The organism is Streptosporangium sp. OZ121, assembly GCF_051918885.1.
Classification (GTDB): Bacteria; Actinomycetota; Actinomycetes; order Streptosporangiales; family Streptosporangiaceae; genus Streptosporangium.
Genome location: NZ_JBPXMC010000001.1, coordinates 413266 through 428054, shown reverse-complemented (window position 1 = coordinate 428054; position 14789 = coordinate 413266). Strand labels below are relative to the sequence as shown.

General features: G+C 73.7%; 11 protein-coding genes. 9 read left to right on the top strand and 2 right to left on the bottom strand.

Annotation, left to right across the window (positions count from 1 at the left end; all coding sequences use genetic code 11):
- Positions 1-87 precede the first annotated feature (87 nt).
- From ACTOQ1_RS02150 to ACTOQ1_RS02130, 5 genes are all read left to right on the top strand, one after another.
- Entirely contained in the window at positions 88-1587 is a 1500-nt protein-coding gene (locus ACTOQ1_RS02150) for an SWIM zinc finger family protein (protein ID WP_440064004.1), read from the top strand.
- A complete protein-coding gene (locus tag ACTOQ1_RS02145; protein ID WP_440064003.1) occupies positions 1584-2996 on the top strand; it encodes a DUF5691 domain-containing protein in 1413 nt (470 codons plus the stop codon). Before ACTOQ1_RS02150 ends, ACTOQ1_RS02145 begins: the two co-directional genes overlap by 4 nt.
- Positions 2996-4063: an ATP-binding protein gene (locus ACTOQ1_RS02140; protein WP_440064001.1), complete on the top strand. Its 1068-nt coding sequence runs from the start codon at positions 2996-2998 to the stop codon at positions 4061-4063. The genes ACTOQ1_RS02145 and ACTOQ1_RS02140 overlap by 1 nt, the downstream gene beginning before the upstream one ends.
- 102 nt (positions 4064-4165) lie before the next feature.
- Positions 4166-6913: a DUF5682 family protein gene (locus ACTOQ1_RS02135; protein ID WP_440063999.1), complete on the top strand. Its 2748-nt coding sequence runs from the start codon at positions 4166-4168 to the stop codon at positions 6911-6913.
- Positions 6906-8066 (top strand): VWA domain-containing protein, encoded by a 1161-nt coding sequence (locus ACTOQ1_RS02130; RefSeq protein ID WP_440063998.1) that lies wholly within the window; start codon positions 6906-6908, stop codon positions 8064-8066. Before ACTOQ1_RS02135 ends, ACTOQ1_RS02130 begins: the two co-directional genes overlap by 8 nt.
- Before the next feature lie 146 nt (positions 8067-8212).
- Here ACTOQ1_RS02130 and ACTOQ1_RS02125 read toward each other — a convergent pair whose 3' ends face one another.
- Entirely contained in the window at positions 8213-8848 is a 636-nt protein-coding gene (locus ACTOQ1_RS02125; RefSeq protein ID WP_440063997.1) for an MFS transporter, read from the bottom strand.
- Positions 8849-8890: 42 nt separating this feature from the next.
- Here ACTOQ1_RS02125 and ACTOQ1_RS02120 point away from each other — a divergent pair, with 42 nt between their 5' ends.
- From ACTOQ1_RS02120 to ACTOQ1_RS02110, 3 genes are all read left to right on the top strand, one after another.
- On the top strand, positions 8891-9067 hold the full coding sequence (locus ACTOQ1_RS02120; RefSeq protein ID WP_440063996.1) for a TetR/AcrR family transcriptional regulator C-terminal domain-containing protein: 177 nt from the start codon (positions 8891-8893) through the stop codon (positions 9065-9067).
- 49 nt (positions 9068-9116) lie between these two features.
- Positions 9117-10592, top strand: a complete 1476-nt coding sequence (locus ACTOQ1_RS02115; RefSeq protein WP_440063995.1) for an MFS transporter — start codon at positions 9117-9119, stop codon at positions 10590-10592.
- A gap of 316 nt (positions 10593-10908) precedes the next feature.
- Complete coding sequence (locus tag ACTOQ1_RS02110; protein WP_440063993.1) at positions 10909-11922, top strand: enolase C-terminal domain-like protein; 1014 nt, start codon at positions 10909-10911, stop codon at positions 11920-11922.
- A 96-nt stretch (positions 11923-12018) separates the two neighbouring features.
- Here the strand turns inward: ACTOQ1_RS02110 and ACTOQ1_RS02105 are convergent, their stop codons facing one another.
- The gene (locus tag ACTOQ1_RS02105) at positions 12019-13497 is read right to left on the bottom strand and encodes an LCP family protein (protein ID WP_440063992.1); all 1479 of its coding nucleotides are present in this window, start codon (positions 13495-13497) and stop codon (positions 12019-12021) included.
- A 331-nt stretch (positions 13498-13828) separates the two neighbouring features.
- Between ACTOQ1_RS02105 and ACTOQ1_RS02100 the strand changes: the two genes are divergently transcribed.
- A complete protein-coding gene (locus tag ACTOQ1_RS02100; RefSeq protein ID WP_440063990.1) occupies positions 13829-14767 on the top strand; it encodes an alpha/beta hydrolase in 939 nt (312 codons plus the stop codon).
- Positions 14768-14789 lie beyond the last annotated feature (22 nt).

Here is a 14789-nt window from a genome sequence, read left to right as displayed (position 1 = left end):
CTAGGGACCCGGTCCCGGAGGGTGCGCCGTGGGACGACGGTTGAGGACGGGCCCGGATTTGTCGGCGGGGTTGGCTAGGTTCGGTCCGTGATCGAACGGTGGAACCGGGATCAGGTGCTGGCGCTCGCGCCCGACGCCTCGTCCCAGAAAGCGGCCCGGGGGATCTCCTCTCCCGGCAAGTGGTCGGGGTCCGGAGCCACCGCCGACGCGGTGTGGGGCGAGTGCGCGGGCAGCGGCTCCAAGCCCTACCGGACGTGTGTCGACCTGTCCGAGCCCGCCTACCGGTGCAGCTGCCCCAGCAGGAAGTTCCCGTGCAAGCACGCTCTCGGCCTGCTGCTCCTGTGGTCGGCCGACGGTGTCCCCGCCGCCGGGGAGCCCGCCGACTGGGTGGGCGAGTGGCTCGACGGGCGGCGAGGCCGCGCGGCCAGGGCCGCGGAGGCGGGGACGGCTCGCGCCGCCAAGGCCGCCGAGGCCGGTCCCGCGGACGGCCGCCGGGCAGCGCGGCGCGAGCAGCGGGTGACCGCGGGGCTGTCGGATCTGGAGCGCTGGCTCGCCGACCAGATCAGGCAGGGCATCGCCGGGTCACGGCGCCACGACCTGTGGGACGACCTGGTCAAACGCCTGGTCGACGCCCAGGCGCCCGCCGTCGCGGGCTCGCTGTCCCGCCTCGGCGCCGTGCTGGACGGCGACGACTGGCCCGCCCGCCTGCTCGGTGAGTACGCGCTGCTGCACCTGCTCTGCGTGGCCCACCGCCGTCTTTCCTTCCCGGACGGCGACGGGGCCGGTTCCCAGGGGGCGGATCGGGAAACGGCTCCCGCCGAGCTTCTCGAAAGGGTGCGCGACCGGATCGGCTTCCCGGTGACGAAGGAGGAGGTGCTCGCCCGCGGTGCCGTCCGCGACCGGTGGGACGTGCTGGGACGGCGCGACGAGGAGCACGACCGGCTGATCGCGCGCCGGGTCTGGCTTCGCGGGCGCGCGACGGGCCGGGCGGCCCTGGTGCTCTCCTTCGCCCCGGTCGGGCAGGCCCTCGACGCCTCGCTCGTCACCGGCACGACCATCGACGCCGACCTGGCGTTCTATCCCGGTTCGGCCCCGCTGCGCGCGGTGGTCGCCGCCCGTCACGATCCCGCTTCCCGTGACGCCGTCCAGCACGGTGCCGCTCGTCACGACCCCGTTCCGGACGATCCCGCCGGGGACGAACACCTCGGCGACGACGCCGTCCGGGACGAACCCGCCGGTGATGACGCCGCCCGTCGGCATGCCGCCCGTCACCGTGTCACCCCGGCCGGTCCGCCGCCCGGCTCGACCGTCGAGCAGGCCCTCGACGAGGTGGCCGAGGCACTGGCCGGTGACCCCTGGCTCGACTCCTGGCCGCTCGTGCTGGCGGGGGTGACTCCCGCGGGGAGCGGTTCGCGGCTCCTGGCCGGGCCCTCCGGCGGGCTGCCGCTCCACCCGTCCGCGGGCACCCCGTGGCGGCTGGTCGCCACCTCCGGCGGTCACCCGCTGACCGTCGCCGTCGAATGGACCCCGAGGGGACTGCGTCCCCTCACGACCTGGGACGAGGAAGGCCGGGTGATCGTCCTGTGAGCGCCTCCGCCGAATGGGAGGACCTGGTGTCCGCCGCGCTCGTCGGGACCGACCGGCGCCCCCTGCCCGGTCAGGGGGCGAGCGAGGTCGAGCTGCTCGGGCGCGCGGCCGTGCACACGCTGCGGATGCGCGCCGGGCGGAGGCCGGTCGTCCCGGCCGAGTCGCCTGCCGTCGCGGCCCCCGAGGAGCAGCCCGCGGTCTCGCGCGCCGCGGGCGACAGGCTCGCCCGCATCCTCGGCGGTGAGCAGCCGAGGCTGCTCACCGAGTGGCTGGAGACCGCGGCCGCGCGCGGATACCGCCTCTCGCCGCACCTGCTGCCCGAGCTTCTCGACCACGCGGCCAAGGATCGGTCGATCCGCCCGCACCTCGGGGTCCTGGCCGGAAACCGGGGACGCTGGCTGGCGGGACTGAACCCGGCGTGGGGCTTCCTGCTGGAGGAGGTCACCGGGGTCGCCGGCACCGGCGCCGACGGGGCCTCCCAGGTCTGGGAGTTCGGCACCTCCGGTGACCGCCGCGTCCACCTGGGAGCGCTGCGGGCGGCCGACCCGGCCAGGGCGAGGGAGCTGCTCGCCGCCACCTGGGAGAAGGAGACGCCCGACGACCGGGCGGCGTTCCTGGAGGTCCTCGTCACCGGGCTCTCACCCGACGACGAGCCGTTCCTGGAGGCCGCCCTCGACGACCGCCGCCGCGAGGTCCGCCATCGGGCCGCCGACCTGCTCACCCGGCTCCCCGAGTCGCGCCTGGCCCTGCGCATGGCCGAGCGGGCCGCCCGGTACGTCACCGTCGTCGACGGCGAGATCCACGTCGACCCGCCGGTGGCCTGCGACAGCGCCCTGGAGCGCGACGGTGTCCGGGCCAAGGCGCCCCGGGGGATCGGCCAGCGGAGCTGGTGGCTGCAGCAGACCGTGGCCCGCACCCCGCTCGGCGTCTGGCCCAGGCTGCTCGGACGGCCGCCCCGCGATCTGGTCCGGATGAAGATCGTCGACTGGGGTCGCGAGGTCATGGCCGGCTGGGTCAGGGCCTCCGTCCTCCAGGCCGATCCGGAGTGGGCGCTGGAGCTTTTCGCCTGGGATCCGCTCGCCGACCTGCTGGCCGCGCTGCCCCGTGACAAGCAGGAGATCGTCGCGGCCGACTTCGTCCGGCGGCACGGCCTGGACGGCCAGCTGATCATGGTTCTCGGCGGGGCCGCGGCTCCCTGGGGGCCCACCCTGGCCACGGCCGTCCTCCAGAAGATCATCGATGTTTCCGGGACCCAGCCGTGGAACCTCGGGGAGCTGACCAAGCTCGCCGGTGAACGCATCGACCCCGCCCTGCACGGCATGGCCGGGCGGCTCTCGCCGGAGCCGTCCATCCAGGAGGTCGCCGCCCTCCTGCGTTTCCGTGACGACATGTTGAAGGAGCTCACGTAGTGACAACGGTTCTGCGGGCCCATGCCGAAGACCAGTACGCCGAGGAGCTGGCGATCCTGGCCAAGGGCGACGACCGCCCCCGCCCGCCGGGGTGGAAGCTGTCCCCCTGGGCGGTGACCGCCTACGTCCTCGGCGACGGGGACCAGATCAGCCCCAAGTACATCGGGCCGCGGCGCATCGTCGAGGTGGCCGTGGCGACGCTCGCCACCGACCGCGCGCTGCTGCTGCTCGGCGTGCCGGGCACCGCCAAGACCTGGCTGTCCGAGCACCTGGCCGCCGCGATCAGCGGTGACTCCACCCTCCTGGTGCAGGGAACGGCCGGCACCGCCGAAGAGGCCGTCCGCTACGGCTGGAACTACGCCAGGCTGCTGGCCGAGGGCCCGTCCATGGAGGCGCTCACGCCGAGCCCGGTGATGCGGGCGATGGCCGAGGGGCGGCTCGCCCGCGTGGAGGAGCTGACCCGCATGCCCTCCGACGTCCAGGACGCGCTGATCACCGTGCTGTCGGAGAAGACGCTGCCGATCCCCGAGCTCAACCGGGAGGTCCAGGCCGCGCGCGGTTTCAATATCATCGCCACCGCCAACGACCGGGATCGCGGCGTCAACGACCTGTCGAGCGCGCTGCGCCGCCGGTTCAACACCGTCGTGCTGCCGGTTCCCGCCACCGCGGAGGAGGAGGTGGACATCGTCTCCCGGCGGGTCGGCCAGCTCGGCCGCTCCCTGGAGCTGCCCGAGACCCTCACCGGTCTGGAGGAGATCCGCCGCGTCGTCACGGTCTTCAGGGAACTGCGCACCGGCGTCACCGAGGACGGCCGCACCAAGGTCAAGTCCCCCAGCGGAACGCTCAGCACCGCCGAGGCCATCTCCGTCCTCACCAACGGCATCGCCCTGGCCGCGCACTTCGGTGACGGGGTGCTCCGCCCCTCCGACGTGGCGGCCGGCATCGTCGGCGCCGTGATCCAGGACCCGGTCTCCGACCGCGTCGTCTGGCGCGAATACCTGGAGACCGTGGTGCGCGAGCGCCAGGACTGGCGCGACTTCTACCGGGCCTGCCGTGACGCGGGCTGAGGCGACGGCCCCCGGGACGGGCGTGTTCCCGGTCCTCGCGTCCCCGCTTCCCGCGTCGCCGGTGTCGTCGGCGGCGGTCCCCCGGCCGGGCGGGGGGCACGGATGAGCGTCTCCGTGCTGGGCATCCGGCACCACGGCCCGGGGTCGGCGCGGTCCCTGCGCGACGAGCTCGAACGTCTCAAGCCGGACGTCGTGCTCATCGAGGGCCCGCCCGAGGCCGACGAGCTGGTCACGCTGGCCCATGACCCCGATCTCCAGCCGCCGGTCGCGTTGCTCGCCCACGTGCCGGGCGAACCGGCCACGGCCGCGTTCTGGCCGTTCGCGGTGTTCTCCCCCGAGTGGCAGGCGATCCGCCACGCCGTCGAGGCGGGCGTCCCGGTCCGCTTCTGCGACCTGCCGGCCGTGCACAGCCTCGCCTCCCGTCCCGGCGCGAGCGGTCACGCGGAGCCGGGGGAGACCGGTGACGCCGGACCGGCGCAACCCCGGGAGGGGGAGACTCCGGAGGGCGCCGGGGCGCGGGGACCGGGCGGGATGGTCCCCGGCTCCCCGGGGGAGACGACCGGTGGTGAGAGGGACGGCCACACGGACGGCGACACGGACGGCGACACGGACGGCGACGCGGGCGGTGAGCCGGACGATGCCGCCTCGGCGGCCGTGCGGATCGATCCGATCGGGGCTCTCGCCCGCGCCGCCGGGTACGACGACCCGGAGCGGTGGTGGGAGGACGCGGTCGAGCACCGTGGCGACACCCCGTTCCACATGATCGCCCAGGCCATGGAGGCCGTCCGCGAGGGGCATGTCGCCGACGAGTACGAGGCGCGGCGCGAGGCCTTCATGCGTCGCACGATCCGCAGGGCGGTCAGGGACGGGTTCGAGCGGATCGCCGTGGTCTGCGGGGCCTGGCACGTCCCCGCGCTGGCGGGCACGGCGCGCGAGGGCGCGCCGTGGGGGGCCGGGCTGCCCACCGTGAAGGCCGACGACGCGCTGCTCAGGGGGCTGCCCAAGGTCAGGGCCGAGATGACCTGGGTGCCGTGGACGTACGGGCGGCTGGCCGCCTGGAGCGGGTACGGCGCGGGAGTGACCTCCCCGGGCTGGTACCACCACCTGTTCGCCTCACCCGACCGGCCGGTCGAGCGGTGGCTGACCGGGGCGGCCGGGGTGCTCCGCGAGGAGGACCTGCCGGTCTCCTCCGCGCACGTCATCGAGGCGGTGCGGCTCGCGGAGAGCCTGGCCGTGCTCAGGGGACGGCCGCTGGCCGGGCTGGCGGAGGTCACCGAGGCGGTCAGGGCGGTGCTGTGCGAGGGCGACGACCTGCCGGTGGAGCTGATCCAGCGGCGCATGGTCGTGGGGGAGCGGCTCGGCCAGGTGCCCGACGCCACCCCGATGGTCCCTCTCCAGCGCCACCTGCGCGAGGAGCGGCGGCGGGTGAAGCTCAAGCCCGAGGCGCTCGATCGGGAGTACGACCTCGACCTGCGCAAACCCCTCGACCTGGAGCGCAGCAGGCTGCTGCACCGGTTGCGCCTGATCGGCGTCGACTGGGGCACTCCCCGCGAGAGCAGGGGCAAGGGCACCTTCCGCGAGTCGTGGTCGCTCGCCTGGCGGCCCGAGTTCGACATCGACCTGATCGAGGCGGGCGCCTGGGGCACGACCGTCCCCGCGGCGGCCGCCGCCCGCGTCCGCGACCTCGCCGACGGGGGAGGGCCGTCCGGCCCGGCCACCCGGGGCCGGGCGCCCGGCGGGAAGTCCGGCCCGGGGACGGCCGGTCCTGGAGGAAACGGCCCGGGAACGGCCGGTCCTGGAGGGAGCGGGCCGGGCGGGAGGGGAGGGTCCGGCGGCACGTCCGGTGGCGTCACGCTGGCCGGGCTCACCGGCCTGGTGGAGCGCTGCCTGCTCGCCGACCTGCCGGAGGCGCTGCCGCACGTGCTCGACGCCCTGTCGGCGCGGGCCGCGCTCGACGGTGACGTCACGCACCTGATGGCCGCGCTCCCCGCGATGGTCCGCGCCCAGCGCTACGGCGACGTGCGCGGCACCCCCGCCACCGGCCTGGTCACCATCGTCGAGGCCATGATCACCAGGATCTGCGTCGGCCTCGGCGGGGCCGTCACCGGTCTCGACGACGACGCCGCCCGCGACCTGATCCGCCACATCGACGCCGTCCACGCCGCCGTCGCCCTGCTCGGCACCGGATCCGTCCGCCCGGACGGTTCCCCTGCCCTCGGCGGTCCCGGGCAAATCGACGGTTCCGGGGAAGGAGAAAGGGATGTGTCCGAGGGCGCGGGCGCGGGTGGCTCGCGAGCCCCGGGAGATTCGGCCGGTTCCGGGGAGGAGACGCCGCAGGGCCGGTGGCTGGTGGCGCTGCGCGGGGCCTCCGGCCGCGCCGACCTGCACGGGCTCATCGAGGGACGGCTCACCAGGATCCTGCTGGACGCCGCCGACCTCGACACTGCCGAGGTGGGACGGCGGATGTCGCGGGCGATGTCGGCGGGGCACCCGCCGGCCAGGGCGGCCGCCTGGATCGAGGGGTTCCTGGCCGGGGGCGGGCTGCTGCTCGTGCACGACCCCCGGCTGCTCGGGCTGGTCGACGAGTGGCTCACCGGGCTCGCCCCGGAGACCTTCGTCGACGTGCTGCCCCTGCTCCGCAGGACGTTCGGCGCCTTCGCCGCCCCGGAGCGGCGCTCGATCGGCTCGCGTGTCCGTTCCCTGGGGGCGGGCACCGGCGGCCTGGCGCCGGACGCGGAGGACTTCGACGAGGAGCGCGCGGCGGCCGCCGTGCGGACCGTGCTGACGATTCTGGGACCGGCGACCGCGGGGCCGGCGATTGCGGGAAGGACGGGCAGTGCCGATGGATGAGAGGCTCCGCCGCTGGCGGATGGTCCTGGGCGGAGACGCGGACGGCACCGGGTGCTCGCTCACCGGGACCGACGCCCAGATGGACGGCGCGCTGGCCGCGCTGTACGACGGCGGCGGCGATGGTGGTGCTCCGGCCGAGCGGAGCGGGGGCCTGGGCGCCTCAGCGCCCAGGGTGGCGCGCTGGCTGGGCGACATCCGCTCCTACTTCCCCTCGACCGTCGTCCAGGTCATGCAGAAGGACGCCGTCGACCGGCTGAACCTGACCCGGTTGCTGATGGAGCCGGAGATGCTGGACGCGGTCGAGCCGGACGTCCACATGGTCGGCACGCTCCTGTCGCTCAACCGGGTGATGCCCGAGAAGGCGCGCGAGTCGGCCAGGGCACTGGTGCGAAAGGTCGTCTCCGAGCTGGAGCGGAAACTCGTGCAGAAGACGAAGGCCGCCGTGACCGGCGCCCTGGACCGCTCGGCCAGGACCCACCGGCCCAAGCGGGCCGCCGACATCGACTGGGACCGCACGATCCGGGCAAACCTAAAGAACTACCTGCCCGAGCGCAACACCGTGATCCCGTCGAGGCTGGTCGGATACGGCAGGCGGCAGCGGGCCGTCCAGCGCGAGGTCGTGCTCTGCATCGACCAGAGCGGGTCGATGGCCGCCTCCGTCGTCTACTCGAGCGTCTTCGGCGCGGTGCTCGCCTCGATGAGCTCGCTGAGGACCTCGCTGGTCGTCTTCGACACGGCGGTCGTCGACCTCACCGACCAGTTGCACGACCCGGTGGAGCTGCTGTTCGGCACCCAGCTCGGCGGCGGCACCGACATCAACCGGGCCATCGCCTACGGGCAGGGTCTCATCACCCGTCCCAATGACTCGATCTTCATCCTGATCAGCGACCTCTACGAGGGCGGCGTGCGGGAGGAGATGCTCCGCAGGGTCGCCCAGATGACCGCGGCCGGTGTCCAGGTGATCGTGTTGCTCGCGCTCTCCGACGAGGGCGCGCCCTTCTACGACCACGACAACGCCGCGGCGCTCGCGGCCATGGGGGTGCCGGCCTTCGCCTGCACTCCCGACGCCTTCCCCGACCTGATGGCCGCGGCGATCGAGCGCCGCGACATCGGCCAGTGGGCGGAGCGCCGGCTGGAGCGCGCCGCCACCTGACCCCGTCCCGGCGAGGGCGGCAGGGCCACGGGGGCCTGTCCTCGCCGGGACGCCAGGAAGGGCCGGGTCACCTTCGCGGAGGTCGCGGTGCTCGGGGCGCCGTGAACGGGCGGGCCCTCGGGAGCCCGCCCGTTCGCCGGCGGGTGTCAGTGCGCGACCTCCTGCTCGGTCCGCGCCCGCCGGGGGAGGAGGAAGGCGGTCACGAAGGTGACGGCGAGCAGGCCCACCTCGACCCAGATCGTCAGCAGCATCGCGTCCTCAAGGCTGCGGCCCTGCCCGACCAGGCCGAAGAAGAGCGTCCCGATCGCCGCCGTACCCAGGGCGCCGCCGAGCCGCTGGACGGCGGTGAGGGTGCCGGAGGCGGAGCCGGACTCGTGGGGCTCCACCCCGGCCAGCACGATGTCGAAGAACGGCGCCATGATCAGGCTCATCCCCGCGCCGGTGAGCAGCAGGGCGGGGGCGAGCTGCCAGGGGGTGACGCCCATGCCCGTGACGTTCAGGGTGAGGGCGACCCCCGTGACGCCCCCGGCCATCGCGACCGCGCCGATGTGGATCAGCCTGCGCCCCACCTTCCTGGCCAGCCCCGAGGCGTTGACGAAGCCGAAGCCGACCAGGGTGCCGATGGCGTTCGGCAGGCCCGCGAGCCCCGCCTTCAACGGGTCGTAGCCCAGGGCGATCTGGGTGTAGAGGCCGAACACCAGGGAGAAGCCGACCATCCCGGAGAAGAAGACGAGGCCGGTGATCAGGCCGCCGGTGAAGGAGCGCTTGCGGAACAGGCTCATCACCACCAGCGGGTCGCCGCCCGCGCGCTCCTTGCGGGACTGGTGCAGATCGCCACGTTCTACCGCAGTCTGCCCGCCGACCGGTTCCCCAACATCGTCGCCCAGGTCGACACTTCGATGGCGGCCAACGGCACCGAGCGGTTCGAGTTCGGGCTCGACCTGCTCCTGCGGGGCCTGGTCTCCCACGTCCGGGACGCCGGTCCTACGACCAAGGGCTGATCCGAAAGCCTGATGCGTGCCACCGCGCGCCGGCCGTACCGTCGACCCCATGACTACCGTGATGACCGACGAGCCTCCTGCCGGGATATTCGCCCGGAGTCACCGCGCCCTGACGGTCGGGATGGTGGCCCTCATCTCTCTGGCCGCCTTCGAGTACCTCGCGGTGGCCACCGCCATGCCGGTCGTGGCCGACGAGCTGGACGGTCACGCGTTGTACGGGCTGGCGTTCAGCGGGGCGCTCGCGGCCGGGGTGGTCGCGACGGTGCTGGGCGGGTGGTGGGGCGACCGCGGGGGGCCGGTCGCGCCGTTGTGGACCGGGGTGGTGGTCTTCGCCGCCGGGCTGGTCGTCGCCGGGGTGGCGCCGACGATGGACGTGTTCGTCGCGGGCCGGTTCGTCCAGGGCTTCGGCGCGGGCATGTTGCAGGTCTCGATGTACGTGCTGGTCTCGCGGTCCTACCCGGCGGACCTTCACCCCCGGGTGTTCTCGATCTTCGCGACCGCCTGGGTGGTGCCCTCCATGGTGGGGCCCGCGATCACCGGTGTCGTGGTGGAGAACGCGGGCTGGCGCTGGGTCTTCATCGGAGTGACGGCGATCCTCCTCCCGGCGGCCCTGCTGCTCTGGCGCGGGCTGGCCTCCGCGCCGATGACAGAGCCGGTGACAGAGCCGGTGACAGAGCCGATGACAGAGCCGGTGACGGAGCAGGGGCCGGTGTCGGGGGCTGGGACGGTGTCGGGGGCGATGCCGGAGCGGCCGTCCGGCACCCGCTCCTCGATCGCGCGCCGGCTGGGCTGGGCGCTGCTCGTCGCGGCCGGAGCGGCGCTCATGCAGTACGGCGCGTCGGCACTCACACGGTCCGGCGGTGCGGCGCCCGGCACCGGGTTCGTCCTGCTCGCCGCCGGCCTGGCCATGCTGGTCGCGGCGCTGCCCAGGCTGCTCCCCCCGGGAACCCTGCGCGCGGCCCGCGGCCTGCCCTCGGTGATCTCCCTGCGGGGGATCGCGGCGGGCGCGGCCATCGGCGGCGAGGCGTTCCTGCCGCTGATGCTCAACGAGGAGCGCGGCCTGTCGCTGACCATGGCCGGGCTCACCCTGACCGGTGGCGCGCTGAGCTGGTCGTTCGGCTCCTGGGTGGTGGGCCGCAAGCGGTTCGACCGGGTCCTGGTGCTGCGCTCCGGCTCGGTGCTGATCGCCGTGGGCCTCGCGCTGATGGGCCTGGCCGTCTTCGCCGCCGTCCCGGTCGCCACCGCCTTCCTCGGCGAGATCCTGCTGGGGCTCGGCATGGGCATCGTGTATCCAACGCTGTCGGTGCTCATCCTGGAACTGTCGCCCCCGGGCGAGGAGGGGGAGAACAGCGCGTCGCTCGGCGTCGCCGAGTCGGTCTACACGGTCGTCGCGGTGGCGATAACCGGAGCGCTCCTGGCGGCCCTGGGCGCCGCCGCCGCCGTCTACGTGCTCTGCTTCGGGCTGACGGCGCTGATGGCGGCCACCGGAGCCCTGGTCTCCGGACGCGTCCTGCCCAGGAGCTGACTTCCCTCGTCCTTCAACCCCTCAACCCCTCAACCCCTCAAGCCCTCCTGGCCCCCTGGCCCCCTGGCCCCCTGGCCTCCTGGCCTCCTGGCCTCTCCGAGCCGGAAAGGACGGAAGTACCGGACCGGATTCCCCCTCCGCGCCGGAGGCGTTCCCAAGCCACCGTGGCACCATGGGAAGAACGCCGTTCTTCGCGGTGTTGAGGGGGGAGTCCCGCCTCCGGGCGGGATTCGCGTTTCCAGAGCCCGGGTCCTCCGAGCCTGGGAAGTCGTCGGAGCCCGGAGTCGTCCGGGCTCGGAGAGGTCCAGGGGGGTCCATGCCGCGCGTCCGTGAGCTTGAGGTGTTTCGGCTGGTCCTGCCGTACGGCAGGCGGCCGGAGAGCATCCTCGTCCGGCTCACCGACTACGGAGGCATGACCGGGTGGGGAGAGGTCGTCGACGCCGACCCCAAGACCTGGGTCGCGTTGGAGGAGGGGCTCGCCCAGGCGCTGATCGGCGTCGACTGGGAGCATCCCGACGAGCTGGGAGCCGTCCCCGGGGGGTCCGCCGCCGACATGGCCTGCTGGGACCTGTGGACGAAGATGCGCGGGGTGCCGCTGGCCCACGCGCTCGGCGGCACCCGCACCTCCCTCATGGCCACCGTCAGGATCGGCGCCGACCGCAACCTGGAGAGCCTGGTCGCGAGGGTGAACCGGCACGTCTGCGCCGGATACGCCCACGTCACCCTGGACGTCCACCCCGGCTGGGACATCGAGCCGCTGCGCGCCGTCCGCCGGGCGTACCCCGCGCTGGGCATCGGTGTGGACGCCCGCGGCGCCTACACCGACGTCGACGCCCTCGAGGCGCTGGACGCCTACACGCTCTCCGTCATCGAACGCCCCTTCACCGGTCTCGCGAGTCTCGGCGACCACGCCGACCTGCAGGAGCGCGTCGCCGCCCCGGTGCTGCTCGAGGTCGCCTCGGCCGCCGAACTGGACGAGGCGATCACCGCGAGGGCGGGCCGGGCGCTGCTGCTCCGTCCCGCGGCCCTGGGCTCCCTGCGCGAGGTGCGGCGGGTGCACGACCGCGCGGTACGCGCCGGATGGGAGATCGCCTGCGCCGGGGGCAAGGGCACCGGGCTGGCCCGCGCGGCCACCGTCGCCGCGGCCAGCCTGCCCGGCTGCGACCTGCCCTGCGACGTGGCCGAGCCGCCGCGCAGCGCGCAGATCGTCGACCCGCCGGTCGGCGCCTCGGGCGGTGTGGTGGCGGTGCCGCTCACCCAGGCGGGCCTCGGTCACCGCATCGACGAGGACCGGGTCCGCCGCCTGTCCAAGGAGTCGTACTCGGTCTAGCCCACGGTTCGCGCGGGGAGCCGGCCCGGCCGCTCGGCCGCACCCTGGCCTGCCCGCCGCCAGTGACGAACAGTGGACGGGGAGACAGGGCCCCGCTCAGCCGCAGCCCTCGGTGATGCCCTTGGGAGAGGTCGGATCCGGTTTCGCCGTGGTGCTCGTCCCGGGGCGGGGGGTGCGGGTGGGTCCTCGCTCAGCCGCGGCCTTCGGCGTGGCGGTGGGGGCCGCGGTGGCGGTGAGGGGGCGCCGGGTGACGGCCGAGGCGCGCAGGGCCTTGGCGGTGACCGTGCGGATCTTGCTCCAGTCCGGGTAGCCGGTGTTGATCAGCGGTGGGACGAACTGGACGCTGGTCACCTTCGCGTTCTTGACCTTCAGCGCCAGCGGGACCAGGTGCTCCAGCATCGGGCGCGGGATGTCGGTCCGCAGCAGTTCCTTGGTGGCCAGCGCGACCTGGTTGAAGCGGGACAGCACGGTCGCCGGGTCCGACTGGGAGAGCAGGGCGCCCAGCACGCAGCGCTGGCGTCCCATCCGGGTGTAGTCGTCGCTGTTGGTGCGCGAGCGGGCGAACCACATCGCGTCGGCGCCGCGCAGCTTGCGGGTTCCGGCCTTGACCAGGCCCTCGTCGTACTTGCCGAAGACCACGTCCTGGGGAACGGTCAGCGTCACGCCCCCGATGGCGTCGATCAGCCGGGCGAAGCCCCACATGTTGACGAGGGCGTACCAGTCGATCTTCAGGCCCAGCGTGTAGCCGACCGTGTCGATGAGCGTCTTGGTGCCCTGGCCCTTGCGGCCACCGAAGATCTCGGGGTGGGAGTCGGCGTACTCCCAGACCGCGAAGAGCAGGTCCTCGCGCGAGCCGTCGGGGTTGGCCGGGAGCCGGAACCCCTCGGGGAAGCGTTTCGCCATGGGGGAGCCGGGCACGAAGCGGACGTTCTCCAGGTTGCGCGGCAGGCTGAGCAGCACGGTGTTGCCGGTCTTGACGTCCACGCTGGCCACGTTGATGCTGTCGGTCCGCACGCCCACCCGGTGGGTGTCGGCGTCGCCGCCGAGCAGCAGGATGTTCACCCGGCTGCGGCCCGCCCACGGGTCGTCCTCGCCGCCCCTGCCCCCGTCGCTCGCGGGGCGTGGCGTGGACGGGGCGTTGAAGACGTCGTCCAGTGCCGACTGCGAGACCGCCGTGTACTGACCGACCAGGCCGAACGGCAGGAGTACGGCCACCGCGAGCGTTCCCGCCACGCCTCCGGCGATCGCCTGTCCCACGCCGGGCAGCGTGCCGGGGTTCATCACGACGAACGAGTGCACGACCAGCGCGAACCAGGCGGCGCCGAGCGCCAGGGAGACGACCACGGTGACGTTGGTCAGCGTGGAGGAGGCGGCCAGCCGCCCGGCGATCCCGCCGAGGTCGGAGGTGAGCGCCACCCAGAGCAGGGCCAGCAGCAGCGCCGTGTACGTGCACAGGATCGCCAGCCCCGTCCTGCGCCATCCGGCGCGCAGGTGCGCGGCGCCCGGGACGATGGCGGCCAGTGCCGTCCAGCCGATGACCGTGCCGACTCCGGGCGGCTTTGATCTGTCCCGCAACTGCTCCCCGTTTCCTCGCGCTTGACCGCCGCAGGGAGATGGTAGGGGGGCGAAACCAGGTCGCGGGCGACAAGTCGGTGAACAACTCGGGAAGCTAATGCTCCTATATCGCGTCATTTCTACAGCAATAAGAATCGATCATGGTTTTCGCTGGGATCGAATCGCGGCGTCGCCGCGGTGATTCCCGGTCGCCCGCGCCGGCTCGCCCCTGGCGGAACCGTCACGGTCTCTCCGGAGGAACGCCCCCGTGGCCTTCCCCGCCGGGTCCTCCGGTCCTCCTCGCGAGATCCCCCTGGTGAGCGGACAATCCGTACGAACTACCCTGGCCGTCATGCCCGACGTTCTCGGTCCCGACTACGAGCTCACGGTCCTGCCGATGGCCGATGACGACGAGGGGGCGGTGGTGGCCTCGCTGGTGCGGCGGCGTGCCGCCGAGCCCGCCCGCGGAGCCGTGCTCTACCTGCACGGCTTCACCGACTACTTCTTCCAGACCCACCTGGCCGACCACTTCGTCGCCAGGGGCTTCGACTTCTACGGGCTCGACCTGCGCAAGTACGGCCGCTCGCTGCTGCCGCACCAGACCCGCGGGTTCGTGCGCAGCCTCACCGAGTACTTCCCGGAGATCGACGAGGCGGTACGGATCATCCGCGAGCGCGACGGGCACGATCACGTCGTCCTCAACGCCCACTCCACCGGGGGCCTGATCGCCCCGCTGTGGGCCGACCGGGTCCGCGGACGGGGGCTGGTCCAGGCGCTGGTGCTCAACAGCCCCTTCCTCGACCTCAACGTCCCCGCCCCCGTGCGGGTCGCCGCGGACCTGCTGCGGGTGCAGCTGTCCAGGCTGCCCACCCGCACCGTCCTGCCCATGGTGACCGCCACCGCGTACGGCACGAGCCTGCACCGCAGCCACCACGGCGAGTGGGACTTCGACCTGGAGTGGAAGCCCATAGGCGGGTTCCCGGTGCACGCGGCCTGGATCGGGGCGGTCCGCCGGGCGCAGCGCAGGCTGCACGACGGCCTCCGGGTGGACGTGCCGGTGCTGGTGCTCTGCGCGGAGAAGGGCCTGCGGCTGCGCGCCTTCGCGCCGGAGGCGCAGGAGGCGGACGTCGTGCTCGACCCCCGGCTGATCGCCCGCTGGTCGACCAGCATCGGCTCACACGTGACGTGCGTCCGCGTGCCGGGCGGCATACACGACCTGGTGCTGTCACCCGAGCCGGTCCGCAAGCGCGTCTTCGCCGAGATGGACCGCTGGCTCGACGGCTGCCCCTGACGGTCACGAGGACCTGACACCG

Excerpts from the sequence above, each read along its gene's own strand:
- ACTOQ1_RS02135 (WP_440063999.1), top strand. The coding sequence starts at position 4,166 with ATGAGCGTCTCCGTGCTGGGCATCCGGCACCACGGCCCGGGGTCGGCG.
- ACTOQ1_RS02130 (WP_440063998.1), top strand. The coding sequence starts at position 6,906 with ATGGATGAGAGGCTCCGCCGCTGGCGGATGGTCCTGGGCGGAGACGCG.
- ACTOQ1_RS02125 (WP_440063997.1), bottom strand. The coding sequence starts at position 8,848 with ATGAGCCTGTTCCGCAAGCGCTCCTTCACCGGCGGCCTGATCACCGGC.
- ACTOQ1_RS02115 (WP_440063995.1), top strand. The coding sequence starts at position 9,117 with ATGACTACCGTGATGACCGACGAGCCTCCTGCCGGGATATTCGCCCGG.
- ACTOQ1_RS02110 (WP_440063993.1), top strand. The coding sequence starts at position 10,909 with ATGCCGCGCGTCCGTGAGCTTGAGGTGTTTCGGCTGGTCCTGCCGTAC.
- ACTOQ1_RS02100 (WP_440063990.1), top strand. The coding sequence starts at position 13,829 with ATGCCCGACGTTCTCGGTCCCGACTACGAGCTCACGGTCCTGCCGATG.